The organism is Pseudoalteromonas sp. Z1A8 (assembly GCF_011378855.1).
Taxonomy (GTDB): Bacteria; Pseudomonadota; Gammaproteobacteria; order Enterobacterales; family Alteromonadaceae; genus Pseudoalteromonas.
In genome coordinates this window covers 23,620-40,635 of sequence record NZ_WTLB01000020.1, presented here as the reverse complement: position 1 = coordinate 40,635, position 17,016 = coordinate 23,620, and the positions used below count along the sequence as shown (strand labels likewise).

The window sequence follows — 17,016 nt, the reverse complement described above, 5'->3', positions numbered from 1 at the left end:
AATGAGCCTAAAAATTATTGACCCACACGTACACTTTTTTAATTTAGTAGAAGGTCAATACTCATGGCTACAAGGCGCTAACCCACCAGCGTGGCCAAATTTAGAAAAAATAAAACAGCTAATAAGTGCAGAGCAACTTGTTAAAAGCACCGACTTTGAACTTGCAGGCCTAGTACATATAGAAGCAGGGTTTGATAACACCTCCCCTATTAACGAGCTAAACTGGCTAAGCTCACATTTAAAAAACCTGCCTTTTAAAGCCATTAGTTACAATCAAATTGACTCACCCGCAGATCAATTTACACATTGCTTAAAAGCTTTAGCCCATTCAAATTTATGTGGCATTAGGGATATAACCGAAGGTAGTGATGCAAAGCGTTTATTAGATGCTAATAGCTTTAAAAACCTAATTACATTATCAAATACACAACTTCATTTTGAAGTTCAATTTGATATTGAAAATAGCGAAATAACCAAACAAGTGGCTAATTACGCTAAGCAGCTACCGCAACTTCAAATTATAATTAATCATGCAGGACTGCCAAGTAATTTAAATACTTGGCAACAAGGTGTTGAGTTACTTGCTCAGCATGACAATATTGCAATTAAATTCTCTGGCTTTGAATTACTACAACTCACCAGCGAGCAACAAGCAGCGTGTTTTAATTTTATTTTTAATCACTTCGGCCAACAGCGTATTATGTTTGCTAGTAACTTCCCTGTGTGCCAAATAAATACAAGCTACAACAATCTATGGCACTGCCATAAGGCGTTATGCTCAAACGATAAGACATGGCATGACCTTAGCTATGCAAACGCTAAGCACTACTATCAAGTGTAAGTAAAACTAGTTATATTAAACTCTCTTTTTATGATAATACGGCCAATTTATGAAAATGTACTTTTTACTAATCGTTGTATTTTCAGCGCTTCTTCTCAATGGCTGCATATCTCAAAATCCAGACCCGACACCTAAGCTGCAACATGCCCTACTGGCAAAGCCAAATAAAACAGCCGTTAGCAAAGCAATTAAAACACTTGTACATATGCAAGAGACTCAATTAGCTGATGATGTATTTACTACCAGCAGCACAGTAACCCTTAGTAATGTAGATGGTAATAATATTATCGACACGCAAAGTCGCAATACACCCGATCAGTTTGAATTGATGATTAAAGGCAAGCAATGCTACATACGCCATCTCGATAGCAAAGCAACTATTGAACTTAAAGACGTGGAATGTAAAATCAACGAGTTTTAACAAGCTTTACTTCCCCCAAACAAGTAAAAGCCGGTAAGTGACTAATCACTTACCGGCTTTTTAATGCATGACCTAAAGTTAGGTTAAAAGGCTATTATTTTATTTCTACGCGTTGAGAGCGCATAACAATCTCATCGTTTAACTCAATACCCAACCCTGGCTCTTCTGACACTTCAAAGAAGCCATTTTTAGGTTGTGGGTCTTGTAAACATAACTCGCGGTTCCACTTTTTAATCGCATAAGTATGATGCTCATGAATCAAAAAGTTAGGAATAGCCGTTTCTAAGTGCAGTGATGCAGCTGTTGCAACTGGCCCGCCACATACGTGAGCTTGAATACGCACATCAAAAATATCAGCGTAATCACACACTTTTTTGGTTTCTGTAAAACCACCACATAAACCAATATCAGGTTGTAGAACATCAATACTTTGATCTTCTAAGTACGGGCGCACACCCCAGCGATTATACAAACGCTCACCACCAGCAATAGGCACAGATACTTTATCGGCTACTTTTGCGTGTAATGAGTGGTTTAAGTAATTAACTGGCTCTTCAAAATACATACAGTCAAATTCTTCTGCAATTTCACCCAACTGAATGGCTGTTGTCACACCTGGTAGGCTGTGGCATTCAAAAATAATGTCTACTTCGTCGCCTACAGCTTCACGAATAGCTTGCATGCGCGCACGGTATAGTTTCATTTCAGTACGTGAGATTATTTTTGTACGGTCGTAATAAGTATTACCGTCCTTATCGTACTGAATTGGATCTACTTTTACTGCATCGTAACCTTCGGCCATCGCCTTTAAGGCAGCTTCTGCATATTCTTGCGGTTGTACTAGCGCTTTAAATTCACTATCCCAGTCAAACTGTAATTGCGATGCGTAGGTACGTAGTTTATCGTTAACTTTACCGCCTAGTAATTGGTATACAGGTAAACCAAGCGCTTTACCTTTTATATCCCAAAGTGCGGTATCAATTGCGCTCATTGCAGCATATACAACAGGTCCGCCGCCTAAACCCCAAAAGCTCTCACGCAGCATACGAGACCATAGTTTTTCTGTTTGAAACGGGTCGTGGCCGATTAAGAAGGCGTCGGCCATTTCCTTAATCATAGCCGCTGCAGCACTGTGGCCTAAATCGTATGCAAGGCCCGCTTCGCCAACACCGCTAATGCCTTCGTCAGTATGAATACGAACAAAAACAGGCGTCCAAGAAGGTCTATCAGGACAGTGAATATCAAATACTTCAACGCGATTTACTTTCATTAAAATTCCTTATTAACCGCTATGGGTTATTTTGCAAAACTAGGATCAAGTCGGTACGCTTTACGTAACATAGCAGGCCACGCAAGTTGCCCGCCAGTACTACCACTGTGTACTACGTTTGCTTGATTATAAATATTGTCGATTATAGGCTGTGGCACTTCAATAACTTCTTGCGAGCTTGATTGCAGTGCTAATTGTATTTCGCACGCGCGTTGTAAATCATAAAAACGCATAAACGCATCACCAACGGTAGGCCCTACCGTTAAGCCACCGTGGTTTACCAATAACATATGGTTAGTGTTGCCTAAATCGTCTTGCAGCACTTTTCTCTCATCATCATTTACTGCAAGCCCTTCGTAGCCATGGTAAGAAAGCGATGGCAGTGAAAACATTGAATACTGACTAAGCGGTAATAAACCGTTTTTTTGTGTCGCAACTGCAATTGTTTCTTTGGTATGAAGGTGAATAACGCAATGCGCATCTTCGCGCACTTCGTGAATTGCACTGTGAATGGTAAAGCCGGCTGGGTTAATACTAAATGGCGTATCGTCAATAATATTGCCCTCTAAGTCTACCTTCACTAAATTAGAGGCGGTTACTTCATCAAAGGTTAAACCAAAAGCATTCACTAAGTAATGATCGGTACCAGGCAAACGTGCCGATAAATGCGTATAAATTAAATCGCCCCAACGAAAGTGATCTACCAACCTATAGCAGGCAGCTAAATCAACACGCAGTTGCCACTCTTGTTCTGATACTTTATTTTTTAAATCTAGTTTGGGTAAATCAAACATATTAAGCCTTTTAAAACCGTACATTACTAGCATATACAAATAGATGTTTAGAAGTCTAAAGCAGTCTTTATTTTATAGCAAACACCAAACAAAACAGCCACACTATTGTGTGGCTGTTTATGGTGCTTATAAAGCTAAATAATTGCGTGAATTATTTTACGTTAGCTAGATAATCTGCAATTGCTTCAAACTCTTCATCAGTTACCGTTGAAACCATTGCTTTCATTGCCATGGTCATACCGTTATTACGCTTACCTGATTTAATATCTTTCATTTGCGCTACTAAGTAGTCTTTATTTTGACCATTTAGCTTAGGGTACATACCCATAATTGGTGCTTTACCTTCAGCGCCATGACAGGTTTGACAATTTTTAGCGGTATAAAGTGCAGCGCCATCGGCAGCAGCTGCATTAAACGAGAAGCTTGCTGCTAAAGTAATACCCGCGCCTAATAGTAGTGTTTTCATCTTGCTCATTGTATTTACTCTTCTTTTTTGACGGTTAGAAAAACTGTTCTATTGATTGTAGTAAACAATCAAATAAAAAGCATACGTACGAAACGACGCTAGACGATCAACTTAACCAAAAAACCGCTAACTTGTTTCTGTCTCACTTTTATATACTTTAGCAAATAAAAATGAGCTTATCCTTAATAGACTATTACCACACTATATCATCTGGTACTTCAAAGTCTGCGTACGGGTCATCTTCATCTTTTGGTTTGTTTTCAGCCTCTACATGAAAAACAATATACTTTTCGTCAACTTCAGCCACTTTGCGTGCTGGTTCGTCGTCTAGTACGTAAAATTGCCCTTCTAGTACACAAATAGCTAAACGACCGCCCGATAACGCTTTTTGCGTTTTCTCGTTCACGTCTAGGTTTTTTACTTTGTTTTGATAAGTAAAATTAAATGTGCGCTCACCACGAATAGCGTCTTGATTGTGGTGCTCTAAAATTTGTTTAACACGCGCTTCTTGTTCGCGTTGCTTTAAGCTCACTTGGCGTGTTTGGTTAAGCTCTTCAGCTTTTTTTTGCTGCTCTAGCTTGGTTTGTTGTATATGCTTTTGCAGATCACTTGGGTTACTAGTAGCCCCTTTCTTTTGCTTTTTTTGTTGCTTACGCTTTTCTGATTTAGCAACTTTAGCATTATGCGATGTTGTTAATCCTGCTTGAAGCAATTGGTCTTGTAATGAACCCATGGCTTTGTTCCACTAAAAACTAATATTAGGGTTATTTTAATCACCAACGAGTTCAAATAACAGCGCTATCGACATTAATCTAACAAACTAATTAAAACAAACCATGATATGGCGCAAAGAGCATGGTTTTAATTATCAATTAAAAACAATTTTTAATACAATGTCACGTAACCAATCAGCAAATGTATAAGCCATATAATGCGTTTACCTCATCTACTCGTTTGCTCGGTATTTATATTTTTTGTACTTTATGCACCACAACCTCTACTGAGTCTTTTTGCAAGCGAATTTAATGTAGCCCCTGCAGTAGCTGGCAGCTTAATGACTGCAACTATGTTGCCCTTAGCCATTGCCCCGCTCGTCTATGGTTTGTTTTTGGCAAAAAGAAATCCATTACTAATATTACGTATTGCAATGGTGTTTTTAGGGCTTAGCTGTCTGCTTTTTATATATGTACCTAGCTTTGAGCTTTTGCTATTAGTTAGATTTTTACAAGGCCTGACGCTTCCAGCAGCCTTAACTGCAATGACTAGTTATATAGGCATGAGTTATAGCGCTGATACACTTCAAAAAAATATGACCCTATATATTGGTAGCAGTATAGTTGGAGGCTACTTTGGCCGTGTCCTCGCGGCTTTATTTAGCGATTTATGGAATTGGCAGAGCTTTTACTACGTTATTGCTTTTATGCTTATTTTTTTAGCTTTAACAATCAAACATTCTCAATTTTCGAACCCAGCAACAAAGTCTCAGCTTTCGCCACTGGACTACATTAAACAACTTAAAGAAGGCGCTGTACTTAAAGTTTACGGTGCCGTTTTTTGTATGTTTTTTTGCTTTGCTGCACTACTTAATTACTTACCGTTTATATTGCAAAGTACGTTTTTAATAACAAATACTCGCGACATAGGTTTAGTTTACAGTGGCTATTTAATTGGGGCTCTAGCCTCGATTGCCGCGCCCTGGTTACTTAAAAGAGCCCCTTCTCCTTGGCATTTATTAACTGCTGTCTTTAGTTTTTATAGCGTGAGTATTATTTTACTAATGAGCCACCAGCTCAGCTTATTTTTAATCGCATTTACTTTATTTTGCGGTGCAATGTTTGTGATTCACTCAACCGCAGCGCCGCTCGTTAATAAAATAAGCAAAGCACCACCCAGCGTGACCAATGGCGGGTATGTATCGTTTTATTACAGTGGTGGAGCGCTTGGCTCGTTATTACCCGGTGTGGTGTACCAACATCATGGGCAAACAGCGTTTATGTTTACGCTGCTTGCTGTTTGCTTATGTGGTTTATTGCTAATTTTGTGGGCTTACTTAGAAGGCAGAAATACAACGCGTGGCTGATGTTTTGTGTTATTAAAAAATGTGTTTAAGTCAGCTTTACTAAGTAACCATGTTTGGGTGTTCTCAAACGGATGACAATGAAACAACTCTCCATGCCAAATCTCTTGATCAATCCATAAGCTTACTTCGTTTTGCTTATCATTTAAAAGAGCCAACATTGATACACACCCAGGCGCTACCTTTAAATACTTAGCTAAACGCTCACTTGAAGCAAATCCTAAACGTGAAAGTCCTTGCTGCTTTGATAATAACTTTAAGTCGAGTTGCTTATCATGCGCTGTAATAACTAAAAAGTGTCGCTTACCTTCGTTATCACGCAAAAATAGGTTTTTAAGACGAGTACCCGGGCGTTCAACCATAAACTGATCAGCCGCTAAGCTCGTGTGTAGCGGTGGATGTTCTATCACATCGTAATTAATACCTAGGTGCGCTAAAAGCTCTGCTAACTTGCTTTTATCAGCCAACATATTACAAACAACGCCCTCTTAATTGTACGCTTAGGTCTCGCCATAAAACTTCACTTACTTCGTGTTTATTATCGCAATACTGGCGCTCTTTTAACTCTTGGTTTAATAACTCAACAGCTTGATCTTCTAACTGCAGTTTTAGCACGCTTGACTCTTCAAAATGCTCTTGCTCAATATACTGCTTAACTTCACCACGACTTGGTTTGTTGTTAGGACCACGGTCTAGGTTAAAGTTTTCACGATTTTTAGCTTTTACCGAAACAACATAAGCAAAAAGTTTATTGCCTTGCTCATCTTGCCTTTCGTGAAACTGTTTATTATTTATTTCAAAAGGAGGACCGTCATTTGAGGCACAACCAGCGAGTAAAACCATAAGCGCTAGAACACATTTTTTCATTGTTTTTTATCGTTTTAGTTTTGAATTAAGCCGAGTCTAACAAAAATTGACGTAAACAGTGAAAATTTACGAAAAAATACTTGACCAAATTTATAAAAAAACTTAAAGTTCGTCCCGCTTGGAACTCAGCAGCCAAGCAGTTACATTATTATATGTAACTTAGGAATGTGGGGCTATAGCTCAGCTGGGAGAGCGCCTGCCTTGCACGCAGGAGGTCAGCAGTTCGATCCTGCTTAGCTCCACCACTTTCCTACTCCTTTCAAAATCATTTTATTCTTCTGTTTTTTCCTTGTTTTAACTATTTTTAAACACCCTACTATTCTAATTTTTCATTTTATATAATTTAAAATTTATCCGTTCAACTTGTGTCTTTACAAGTTCTTAGCTATACATAATGTCACACATTAGTACTTTAGGCTTAACATGGACAACCCTAAGCGTTCAACGCTAAAAAAGCTAGCTGCAATAGGTTTAACAGCTGGTGCAATAACACATGCGCCTTATGTTTTTGCCCGAAAAAAAGTGACGTTAAGAGTGCTTGGTACTCATGTAACACTCCAAGAAGCTATTCGCAAACAAGCGATGAGCGACCTAGGTATTAATATTGAATTTACCCCCGCAGGCAGCGCTGCCGTTTTGCAAAAGGCATCAATGGACCCTAGCTCCTTTGATTTATACGAACAATGGTCAAACAGCATTAATGTGCTTTGGGATGCAGGTTCTATACAGCCAATAGAAAAAAAACGACTCACCTACTTTAACGAGATAAATCCACTTACTAAAACGGGAAAACTAACCGAAACTGCAAGTATTGGTGCAGGTGATGCTCCCTATAAATTATTAAATGTTCAACCCGATGGCACATTAAGCTCACAAGAAAGCGATCATATTAGCTTTTTACCTTATGTGCATAATGTTGACTCTTTTGGTTACAACACCGACTTTATTAAGCCCGGTATAGCATACGAAACAGAAAGCTGGAGTTGGCTGCTTGATGACGAGAACAGAGGTAAAGTAGCTATCGTAAATGCGCCTACCATTGGGTTATTTGACCTGGCCCTAGCAGCACAAAGTAAAGGGCTTATAAAATTTAACGATATAGGTGCAATAACCCGCCCAGAACTTGATAGATTGTTTAGCATATTACTCGACTTTAAACGCCAAGGTCACTTTAGCGGCTATTGGAACTCAGTTCCCGAGTCAATTGAGTTTATGAAAAGTAAACGTGCCCATATAGAAAGTATGTTTTCGCCTGCGGTTTCAGCCTTAAACAGCCAAAACGTTAATGTACGCTTTGCTGCACCAAAAGAAGGGTACAGAGGCTGGCATGGTGTTATGTGCTTATCATCACAAACACAAAATAGCGTAAAAGATGCAGCTTACGATTATATGAACTGGTGGCTTTCGGGCTGGCCAGGCGCATTTATCGCTCGCCAAGGTTATTACATTAGTAATCCACAACGCTCTAAACTACTACTATCTCCGGCTGAATGGGATTACTGGTACGATGGAAAAGTAACAAACGTAGATTTATTAAATACCAATGGCGAAGTAGCAGTAAAAGCGGGTGAGCAGCGTAATGGCGGTAGTTACCATAAACGCTTTAGCAATGTAGCAGTATGGAATACAGTTATGCCAACCTATGACTACAGCTTGCAAAAATGGTATGAGTTGATTAGCCGATAATGATAATAAATTCTATTAAATCAAAAATAATTTTAGCCTTATGCTTACTTGTTGGGCTACTCCTTTTGCAAAGTTACCTATTTAACTATTCGCAAAACGCTTTACTTAGCTTACAACAATCTCAGCATAATGCGCTAATTCAAAGCGAGGCAGTAACGCATTTAGAAAACGACATAATCTCTTTGCAAGGGCATGCGGTTTCATTTATTGACCATGCAAATGAAAATACGATTACCAAATTTAATTTTTATTTAAATAAGGCAAATCTGAATCTTGAACAACTAAAAACAAGCACCTTAAACCACGCACCAGAACACAGTGACTCATTAGTTCGCCTTGGCGAGTATTTAAATAGTTATCAAGATACATTTGGCCAAGTTGTCATAAACAGAAAGAAACGTGAACATCTTTACACTACTCAATTTAAACAACCTATTGATGACCTACAAGTAACAATTAGTGACTTAGAAGAGTCTTCAAACAATAGCAATAAAGTTATTTTTAACGATGTTTTACTTACAATTAGTAATTTAAAACACGCAGCGGTAAGTTACCTCTATAAGCCTAATTTTGATGAAGCACAAAATGTTAAACAAAACTTAGATCACTTATATAAAAAGCTAACGAGCACCTCGATAATTAATGAATCATTTTCTAATAAAGCAGTAAATTTAAAACAAGCTTACAACCAACTTGTACTGCTTACCCGCAGCTACACTTTTTCTGTAAATGTAGTTTTAACAGGTATAGAAAACGAATTACTATACTTAACAAATGAAATTAAAAAGATAGAAAAAAACAAACTAGCTAAAACTGAAGATAAGCTAAGTAATCACTTAACTACAAATACAGAGCAGGCGAATATATTTGCCGCTTTAATTATGTTAATCGTTTTATTTTTAAGCTATTTTATTTTTAGATCGGTTATAAAACCGATTACTCAACTCACTTTATTGCTTAAAGATATGAATAGCGAAAAGCCAGTAACTATTTCTAATTACAGCCAAAATCAAACTGAAATAGCATCGGTAATAAAAGCAGCTAATGCTTTATATCTTAAAAATAAGCAAACCAAAGAGCTACTTAACGAAACTCGTGTATTAAATTCTCAAATGGAGGCAATGAATGCCGATCTAACGAGTGCTATGCAGCAAACCGATAAAGCCAATAAAACAAAAATAGATTTTGTAGCTAACATGAGCCATGAGCTTCGCACCCCAATGAATGGTATATTAGGTATGTTGCAACTTTTACAAAGCAGCGAGCTTCCCTCAAGGCAAAAACACTACGCAGATAAAGCTTTTTCAAGCGCTCAAAACCTATTACAAATCTTAAATAATATTTTAGATTTCTCTAAGCTAGAATCTGACAAAGTTCAGTTAGAGCAAATCCCGTTTACCTTACATACTATAGTTTCTAACGTTCAAAATTTGTTTTCAACTAATGCAAAACAAAAAGGCTTAGGATTAAACTTTATTTTACATGTAGATGCGGGACTTGAACTTATTGGCGACCCAATGCACCTAAACCAAATAATTAATAATTGTGTAGGCAACGCAATTAAATTTACAGAGCATGGTGAAGTATCATTAATTATAGAAGCAACATCTCAACACGAAAAAACAATAAACCTACACTTTAGTATAAAAGATACCGGAATTGGAATGACGGAAGATCAATCAAAAATTATATTTCAGTCTTTTTCACAAGGTGATTCGAGCACAACAAGGAAGTACGGCGGTACCGGTTTAGGACTCACTATAAGCAAACAATTAGCTAAACTGCTTGGCGGAGATATTCAAGTAAGAAGCACGATTAATCAAGGTAGCGAGTTTTTCTTTACTCTACCCTTTACCTTATCTGAGCAGCAAAAACTTAAAAAACATGCCCTATTAATTAGCCCCGATAATGAGCAAATTAAAAAATTAATGGACTTACTAAGTGATATAAATATAACAACAGAAACAACACAAGAACCATTAAGGGCCATTGCAAAAATGTCTCAGCCTAGTAGCCCATTTAGTATTGTAATAATGTCGATAGAAAAAAAAGAGCTCAACGATAACTTTATTTTACAACAACTGTACGCTCAAAATAAAAACGCTAATGAAAAACTGACGCTTATTTTGTTAATTACCGATGAAGAGTTCCCTGAACCAATTGCAAAAAATGAAAATATAGACATTATCATTATTGGTAATAAAAATAGCGAAGTAGAAGTATTAAGAAAGCTTTCACCTAGTAACTTTAAAGAAAAGCCATTAAAACCTCATCCTAAATTTTCTGGATTTAATGCACTGGTTGTTGATGACAACAAAATTAATCAAGAAATAGCCTCAGCTCTTTTAGCCAGACTAGATATGACTGTAATCATTGCTGATAATGGACAAGAGGCTTTACAGAAAATAGATAAAAATGATATCGATATTATTTTTATGGATGTTCAAATGCCAGTTATGGATGGGCTAGAGGCAACAAGAATATTAAGAGAACGAGGCTTCAAAACCCCAATAATTGCAATTACTGCCGCCGCCGATCCTAGTGATAGAAAAGCAGCGTTTAGAGCGGGTATGGATGACTTTTTAGTCAAGCCAATTATTTTTGATGCGCTTTACAACAGTATAGAAAAGCACCTACAAAGTAGCGAACCACTAAGCACTATAAACCTCCCATTAGCAAAAGAAAACTTAGAGAATAATGACGAATTATTAGTGAAATTATTTACTCAATTCGTCAACGATTACAATGACTTTTCGATTAAAGCTGATATATTAATCAAAAATAAAGAGTTCGAAAGCCTAACTCGACTCGTGCATACACTTAAAGGGTTAGCTGGTACATTAGGTTTGGAACTACTGGAACAAAGTACCCAAAATATTGAGAAAAAATTAATTGATGAAAAAAGCATTAAATTATCCAACTTTACTGATCAATTAACACTCACGCTTTTTGCTATAAAACAGTTTTTAGTAGCTGAAAACCTAAAAAAAGAGCATATACAATTACAAGAACTAGGAAGTGAAGATTCAGTTATTGATGATATATATTCATTAGCATTAACGGCTCGTCCAATATCTAGTAGTTTGATTAGGCAATTAGACAGAAATCAGTACGATCGAGACCATCCTTTATTTAAGCTCAAAGAAGCTATTGATCATTTTAACTACGCGTTAGTAATTGAGCTAGTTGATAACTATAGAAACGATAATAAAAATTAGGCATAACCACCAACCTGAACTAGATTTAATGTTGCAAAGAACGCAAAGAAGGATAGATAGTGCATTCAAATTATTTCGCAAATGGCAATGGATTAACTGCAGAGCAAAAGCAAAAACCTTTAATTCTTATTGTTGATGACGAACCTAGTAATTTACACGTATTAGTTGAAGGACTTTTAACTGATTATGACGTACGTATTTCTACAAGTGGTGAACAAGCACTCGTATTTGTTGAGTCAACACGTCCAGATTTAATTTTGCTCGATATAATGATGCCGGGCATGGATGGCTATGAAGTATGTAATATACTTAAAGCTAAACAGAACACGAAAGGGATCCCTGTCATATTTGTAACAGCGCTTACCGAAGAGGAGTCTGAAGAAAAAGGCTTTGCCATGGGCGCAATTGATTACATACATAAGCCTTATAAATTAGCACTCGTTAGAGCGCGTATTCGTACCCACATTACAGCGCAAGGCATGCTAGATAGGTTAATAGAAAAAAACTTTGATCTGCACGATAAACTCCTCGAAATAGAATCGCTTGCATTAGAATTAAGTGAGCGTGAAGAAGAACTCAAACAGCTTTCTTCAAAACAAAAATTATTTTATCAAGCTTTAACAGGCACTGCAGATGGCGTTGTTATTACAGACAGTGATGGCAAAATAATTGCTGTAAATCCCTCTTTTTGTCGTATTACAGGTTACTGTGAAGCTGATTCGCTGCAAATGCAGTTGCACGATGTAAAACAAAATAATCATCCAAGTATTAGCTTTGATCAAGTTTGGCATCATGCAAATAGAGCGGGTTACTGGAGTGGTGAGCTGGTAACAAGACGAAAAAATGGCGAGCTTTATCCCGAATTACTAACTCTCAGTATGGTTAAAGGCGATCAAGATACAAACGTACATTACATTGGTGTATTTAGCGATATATCTAGCTTAAAAGTCACTCAAGAACGAATAGATTACCTAACATGGCATGATGAACTTACAGGCCTACCTAATCGAAATGGATTTTTAAAACAATTAGAACAACAGCTCCAAGTCTGCACCTCTGAAAAAAATTACGCTTATATTTACATTATTGATATAGATAGCTTCCACTCAATTAACGATGGTTTAGGCTTACTTGCCGGCGATAAAATACTAAAAGAGCTTACTAAGCGTGTTCATTCCCATCTTGATAAAAAAGATATTATTGCTCGTTTAGGCAGTGATGAATTTGCAGTATTGTGTACTCTTGATAAAGGTATAGGCCGAACTAGAGCTCAAATAGTTGCCCAGAGAAAAGCACAAGAGTTATTAATTGCCGTAAATAAGCCTTTCTTTGTTGATGAACAAGAAATAAGTTTAACTGTGAGTATTGGCACGTATATTTTCCCTCGAGAAGATCAGTGGGAAAGCGCTATTGAAACAATTAGAAACTGCGAAGCTGCTTGTTACAAAGCAAAAGAGAAAGGGGGTAACAGAATTACCTTTTTTGATACCTCATTTGGCGAGCAAGCAAAGCGTCGTTTTGAAATTGAGCAAGATTTACGCAAAGCAATTACGCAAAATGAACTTTCTCTTTATCTACAATCTCAATTTGACAGAAATCATAAACTTAAAGGTGCTGAGGTTTTATTACGGTGGGAACATCCTCAAAAAGGGTTTATTAGCCCAGGGGAGTTTATATCGATTGCTGAAGAGTCTGATATTATTTATGATTTGGATTGCTGGGTCAGCTCAAACGCTCTAAAAATCTTAACGCAGATTAGTAAAACACATCCTGATTTAAACTTATCTATAAATATAAGTGGACGCCACTTTCATGAGCCACGCTTTTTAGACTTCATCAGCAATAAAATAGAACAATATGGGATTAATCCTCAACAGCTGACTATTGAAATTATTGAAGGGACTTTACTTAATCATATGGAAGCAGCCATTAGCGCTGTCCATCGTCTTAAAAGGTTAGGTGTAAGAGTATCAATTGATGACTTTGGTACTGGATATTCGAGCTTAACTTACCTAAAACAATTACCAATACAAGAACTAAAAATAGACCGTTCTTTTGTTTTAGAAGCACCTACCGATAATAATGATAAATTAATTATTGATATGATTGTAAACTTAGGCCGTGTATTTGAACTCGAAATAGTGGCTGAAGGTGTGGAAAATCAATCTCACTTTGATTTATTTAAAGAATACCCTGAAGTAATATTACAAGGCTACCATTTGCATAAACCTGAACCTGCAAATGACTGGCTTGATAAATTAAATTAAATTAATTACAGAGTAGTCTAAAAACCAAAAAGCCGAGCATTTTCATGCTCGGCTTTTTAACAGAATTAAGCTTTAGTCGTTATCCGCGAACTTGGCCTACCCCATTAACTAAATACTTTTCAGTAGTTAGCGACTCAAGCCCCATTGGACCGTAAGCATGAAGCTTAGAAGTTGCTATACCAATCTCTGCACCTAACCCTAGTTGTGAGCCATCAGAAAAGCGAGATGACGCATTAACCATCACTACAGAAGCATCAACACTGCGTTGGAATAACTCTGCAGCAGCTTCGTTTTTAGTACAAATTACTTCAGTATGGTTTGAACCAAACTGGGCAATGTGCTCAACCGCTGCTGTAAAGCTTGGAACAACGCGAATAGCGATTTCTAAGTCTAGGTATTCTTCACCAAATTCGTTATCGGCTAAAACAGTTGCGTTATCAAAGTATTTAGCAGCAAAACTGTCTGCGTTTATTTTTACACCTTCTTGGCGTAATACGACGGCACACAGATTTAAAAATTCATCTGCAACATCTTGATGAACGACTAAGCCTTCGAGTGCATTACAAACACCCGTACGCTGTGTTTTACCGTTTAGTAGTAAGTTAAGCGCAATTTCTAGGTCTGCATCTTTATCTACATATAGATGACAAACACCTTTGTAATGCTGAATTACTGGGATCGTACTGTTTTCAGTAACAAAGTTAATTAAACCTTCGCCGCCACGTGGAATGATTAAATCAATACTTTCACGTTGCTGCATTAGTTCCATTAATAGTGCGCGGTCCGGATCTGGAATCACTGAAATAAGTGATACCGGTAAGTTATGCTTTTCAAGCACACTGTGCATTACGCTTGCAATAGCTTGTGAGCTTTTAAGGGCTTCTTTACCGCCTCGTAAAATAACACCATTACCCGATTTAAAACACAATGCGCCGGCATCCGCTGTAACATTTGGGCGTGCTTCGTAAATCATACATACAACGCCAAGAGGTACGCGCATTTTACGAATTTTAATGCCATTTGGACGCTCTGTGATATCACGTAGCTGACCAACAGGATCGTCCAGGCTTACAATTACTTCAATACCTTCTGCCATTGCTTCAATGCGCTCATCGTTTAACGTTAAGCGGTCGATCATTGAGGCTGCTAAGTTATTGTCGCGTGCTGCGCTTAGGTCACTTTCGTTTTCTTTGATTATAAATGCTTTTTGCTCTCTTAGTGCCGCTGCCATTTCAACTAATACTTGGTTTTTAGTCTCGGTATCGAGTAAAGCAAGTGTATGTGCAGCTTTTGCTGCCTGACGTGAAATGTCCGTAATTAAACTCATGACTTCTCCAATAATGCGATATGTTTTTCAGATATAACTGGTCCAATTGAATCCTGCATTTTTTCGCTGAATTCACTCTGTTCGTTGTCTGCAATAAAGTTTAACAAACAGCTACTATAATTTGCGGTCGCTTTCGCCAAACGCGTACCGTCTTCACTACGTACTAAAATGGTATCACCAACAGCAAATTCACCATGAACTTCCATGATTTCATCACCACGAATACATCCGCTTTCACCTTCTAGCGATTCGTCAAATGATCCATCAACAACAACTTCGCCTTGCTCGTTTGCTGTGTGTGTCATCCAGTGTACAGAATCTTGCATTGGTTTTTCGTACGGTAAAAATACGCTGCCAGGGTTTTCTCCAGCTAGCAGCTTTGTAAATGTTTCTTCTTTAAAGCCGTTTATAATATAAGTCGCTATACCATGTGACGTTGCTTTTTCGGCTGCTTCTATTTTAGTTTTCATGCCACCAGTGCCAACAGCACTTGTTGCACATCCTGCCATAGCATAAATAGATTCATCAATTGATTTTATTTCAGGCAGTAACACGGCATCGTCGTGCAAATTAGGATTTTTATCATAAAGTCCATCAACGTCTGAGAATATTAATAACGCATCAGCATCTGCTGCTGCTGCAACCATTGCTGATAAGTTATCGTTGTCACCTACTCGCAGCTCGTCAGTGGTGACGGCATCATTTTCATTAATGATAGGGAGTACACCATGCTCAAGTAAAGTGAATACGGTTTCGCGAATACTTTGGTAACGCTCACGGTCACGTAAATCGCCGTGTGTTAATAATAACTGCGCAGAAGGAAAGTCAAAAAAGCGGTCCCACATGGCAATCATTTCTGTTTGGCCTGCTGCCGCCATTGCTTTTTTCATTACCACAGATCGAGGTTTGTCTGATGGGAATAAATGCGCGCCAGCCGCTACTGAACCAGATGATACTAAAATCACCTCTATCCCGCGGGCACGACAACGAACAATGAACTGTGCGATGGTTAATATGTAACGCGAACGGCAGCCATCTTGATCTGGTGCAATTAATGCACTACCTACTTTAAGTACGATACGTCGCCAATTTAACTTTTGCATAAATGCTCAACTTTCCATTTTATCTGCGCTCGCCTTAATTAGACGAGCTAAAACTAAGTAGCTAGGTTTAAAACATAGCTTCGAATTTTTCTTTTCATTTAGGCAACACTTTTTTACACACACGCGAAAACCATATCTAAAACGAGAGGCTTAGATTTAAGGTTAAGTACAAAGTAGTAACAACCCAATAATATTGAGCAGCACTAATCAAAAAATTTAAAAGTGTTGTTTATGCATCGCTGTAAAAAGCTGTGTGTGGCTTTTTTATTAACAACATACATAGAGCCTCTAAAGTCTGATACACCAACAGATAGGGTGAAGACCAAAGGACCGAGATTTAACCGCCACGATGGGGGGCTAAATATTGAAAGTAATAGTTCAACTCAAACCTTTATTTACTTAAATAATTAAATAAACTTGTTTGGCAAAACAATACCAAGAATTCGGTAAATGATATTTTGTAATGTTCAAATACTAGCAACATCACTAATGCATGATTATAAAGATTAAAAATGACGTTAAGATTAACAAGCCTGTATTATCTTTAATAAACTTCATTAGATGACTAATTATTAGAACACGAAGTATAATACACTAAATACCCCTTTAAAATCAAGGTTAAAATTCGAACTAAGCTAATACGAAACACTGATACCCTTTATATTGTTATTAAAATTCA

At 37.5% G+C, this 17,016-nt stretch carries 14 protein-coding genes and 1 tRNA gene; 7 read left to right on the top strand and 8 right to left on the bottom strand.

Going from position 1 to position 17,016, the window contains the following annotated elements; genetic code table 11:
• Position 1: 1 nt before the first annotated feature.
• Together GQR55_RS09765 and GQR55_RS09760 are read left to right on the top strand one after the other, a co-directional pair.
• Positions 2–841 (top strand): amidohydrolase family protein, encoded by an 840-nt coding sequence (locus GQR55_RS09765; protein ID WP_166420428.1) that lies wholly within the window; start codon positions 2–4, stop codon positions 839–841.
• Positions 842–890: 49 nt separating this feature from the next.
• Positions 891–1,262, top strand: a complete 372-nt coding sequence (locus GQR55_RS09760) for a hypothetical protein (RefSeq protein ID WP_166420427.1) — start codon at positions 891–893, stop codon at positions 1,260–1,262.
• 94 nt (positions 1,263–1,356) lie between these two features.
• On the opposite strand, the gene GQR55_RS09755 is transcribed toward GQR55_RS09760, so the two are convergent.
• From GQR55_RS09755 to GQR55_RS09740, 4 genes are all read right to left on the bottom strand, one after another.
• Entirely contained in the window at positions 1,357–2,532 is a 1,176-nt protein-coding gene (locus GQR55_RS09755; RefSeq protein ID WP_077536801.1) for a mandelate racemase/muconate lactonizing enzyme family protein, read from the bottom strand.
• Positions 2,533–2,558: 26 nt separating this feature from the next.
• Entirely contained in the window at positions 2,559–3,326 is a 768-nt protein-coding gene (locus tag GQR55_RS09750) for a class II aldolase/adducin family protein (protein ID WP_166420426.1), read from the bottom strand.
• A 151-nt stretch (positions 3,327–3,477) separates the two neighbouring features.
• Positions 3,478–3,801 carry a c-type cytochrome gene (locus GQR55_RS09745; protein ID WP_166420425.1) on the bottom strand — a complete coding sequence of 108 codons (324 nt, stop codon included), beginning with the start codon at positions 3,799–3,801 and terminating at the stop codon, positions 3,478–3,480.
• A gap of 184 nt (positions 3,802–3,985) precedes the next feature.
• A complete protein-coding gene (locus GQR55_RS09740) occupies positions 3,986–4,525 on the bottom strand; it encodes a DUF2058 domain-containing protein (RefSeq protein ID WP_166420424.1) in 540 nt (179 codons plus the stop codon).
• A gap of 198 nt (positions 4,526–4,723) precedes the next feature.
• Between GQR55_RS09740 and GQR55_RS09735 the strand changes: the two genes are divergently transcribed.
• Positions 4,724–5,872 (top strand): MFS transporter, encoded by a 1,149-nt coding sequence (locus GQR55_RS09735; protein ID WP_166420423.1) that lies wholly within the window; start codon positions 4,724–4,726, stop codon positions 5,870–5,872.
• On the opposite strand, the gene GQR55_RS09730 is transcribed toward GQR55_RS09735, so the two are convergent.
• Entirely contained in the window at positions 5,839–6,339 is a 501-nt protein-coding gene (locus GQR55_RS09730; protein ID WP_166420422.1) for a prolyl-tRNA synthetase associated domain-containing protein, read from the bottom strand. The genes GQR55_RS09735 and GQR55_RS09730 overlap by 34 nt on opposite strands.
• Position 6,340: 1 nt before the next feature.
• Positions 6,341–6,736, bottom strand: a complete 396-nt coding sequence (locus tag GQR55_RS09725; RefSeq protein ID WP_166420421.1) for a hypothetical protein — start codon at positions 6,734–6,736, stop codon at positions 6,341–6,343.
• 169 nt (positions 6,737–6,905) lie between these two features.
• Here GQR55_RS09725 and GQR55_RS09720 point away from each other — a divergent pair.
• The 4 genes from GQR55_RS09720 (at position 6,906) to GQR55_RS09705 (ending at position 13,907) form a co-directional block, all read left to right on the top strand.
• Positions 6,906–6,981: transfer RNA gene (locus tag GQR55_RS09720), tRNA-Ala, on the top strand.
• A gap of 178 nt (positions 6,982–7,159) precedes the next feature.
• The gene (locus tag GQR55_RS09715) at positions 7,160–8,422 is read left to right on the top strand and encodes an extracellular solute-binding protein (RefSeq protein WP_166420420.1); all 1,263 of its coding nucleotides are present in this window, start codon (positions 7,160–7,162) and stop codon (positions 8,420–8,422) included.
• On the top strand, positions 8,422–11,640 hold the full coding sequence (locus GQR55_RS09710) for a response regulator (RefSeq protein ID WP_166420419.1): 3,219 nt from the start codon (positions 8,422–8,424) through the stop codon (positions 11,638–11,640). Before GQR55_RS09715 ends, GQR55_RS09710 begins: the two co-directional genes overlap by 1 nt.
• Before the next feature lie 59 nt (positions 11,641–11,699).
• Complete coding sequence (locus GQR55_RS09705) at positions 11,700–13,907, top strand: EAL domain-containing protein (protein ID WP_166420418.1); 2,208 nt, start codon at positions 11,700–11,702, stop codon at positions 13,905–13,907.
• 79 nt (positions 13,908–13,986) lie between these two features.
• On the opposite strand, the gene GQR55_RS09700 is transcribed toward GQR55_RS09705, so the two are convergent.
• Positions 13,987–15,234 carry a glutamate-5-semialdehyde dehydrogenase gene (locus GQR55_RS09700; RefSeq protein ID WP_149593763.1) on the bottom strand — a complete coding sequence of 416 codons (1,248 nt, stop codon included), beginning with the start codon at positions 15,232–15,234 and terminating at the stop codon, positions 13,987–13,989.
• Positions 15,231–16,337, bottom strand: a complete 1,107-nt coding sequence (proB, locus tag GQR55_RS09695) for a glutamate 5-kinase (protein ID WP_166420417.1) — start codon at positions 16,335–16,337, stop codon at positions 15,231–15,233. Before proB ends, GQR55_RS09700 begins: the two co-directional genes overlap by 4 nt.
• Positions 16,338–17,016 lie beyond the last annotated feature (679 nt).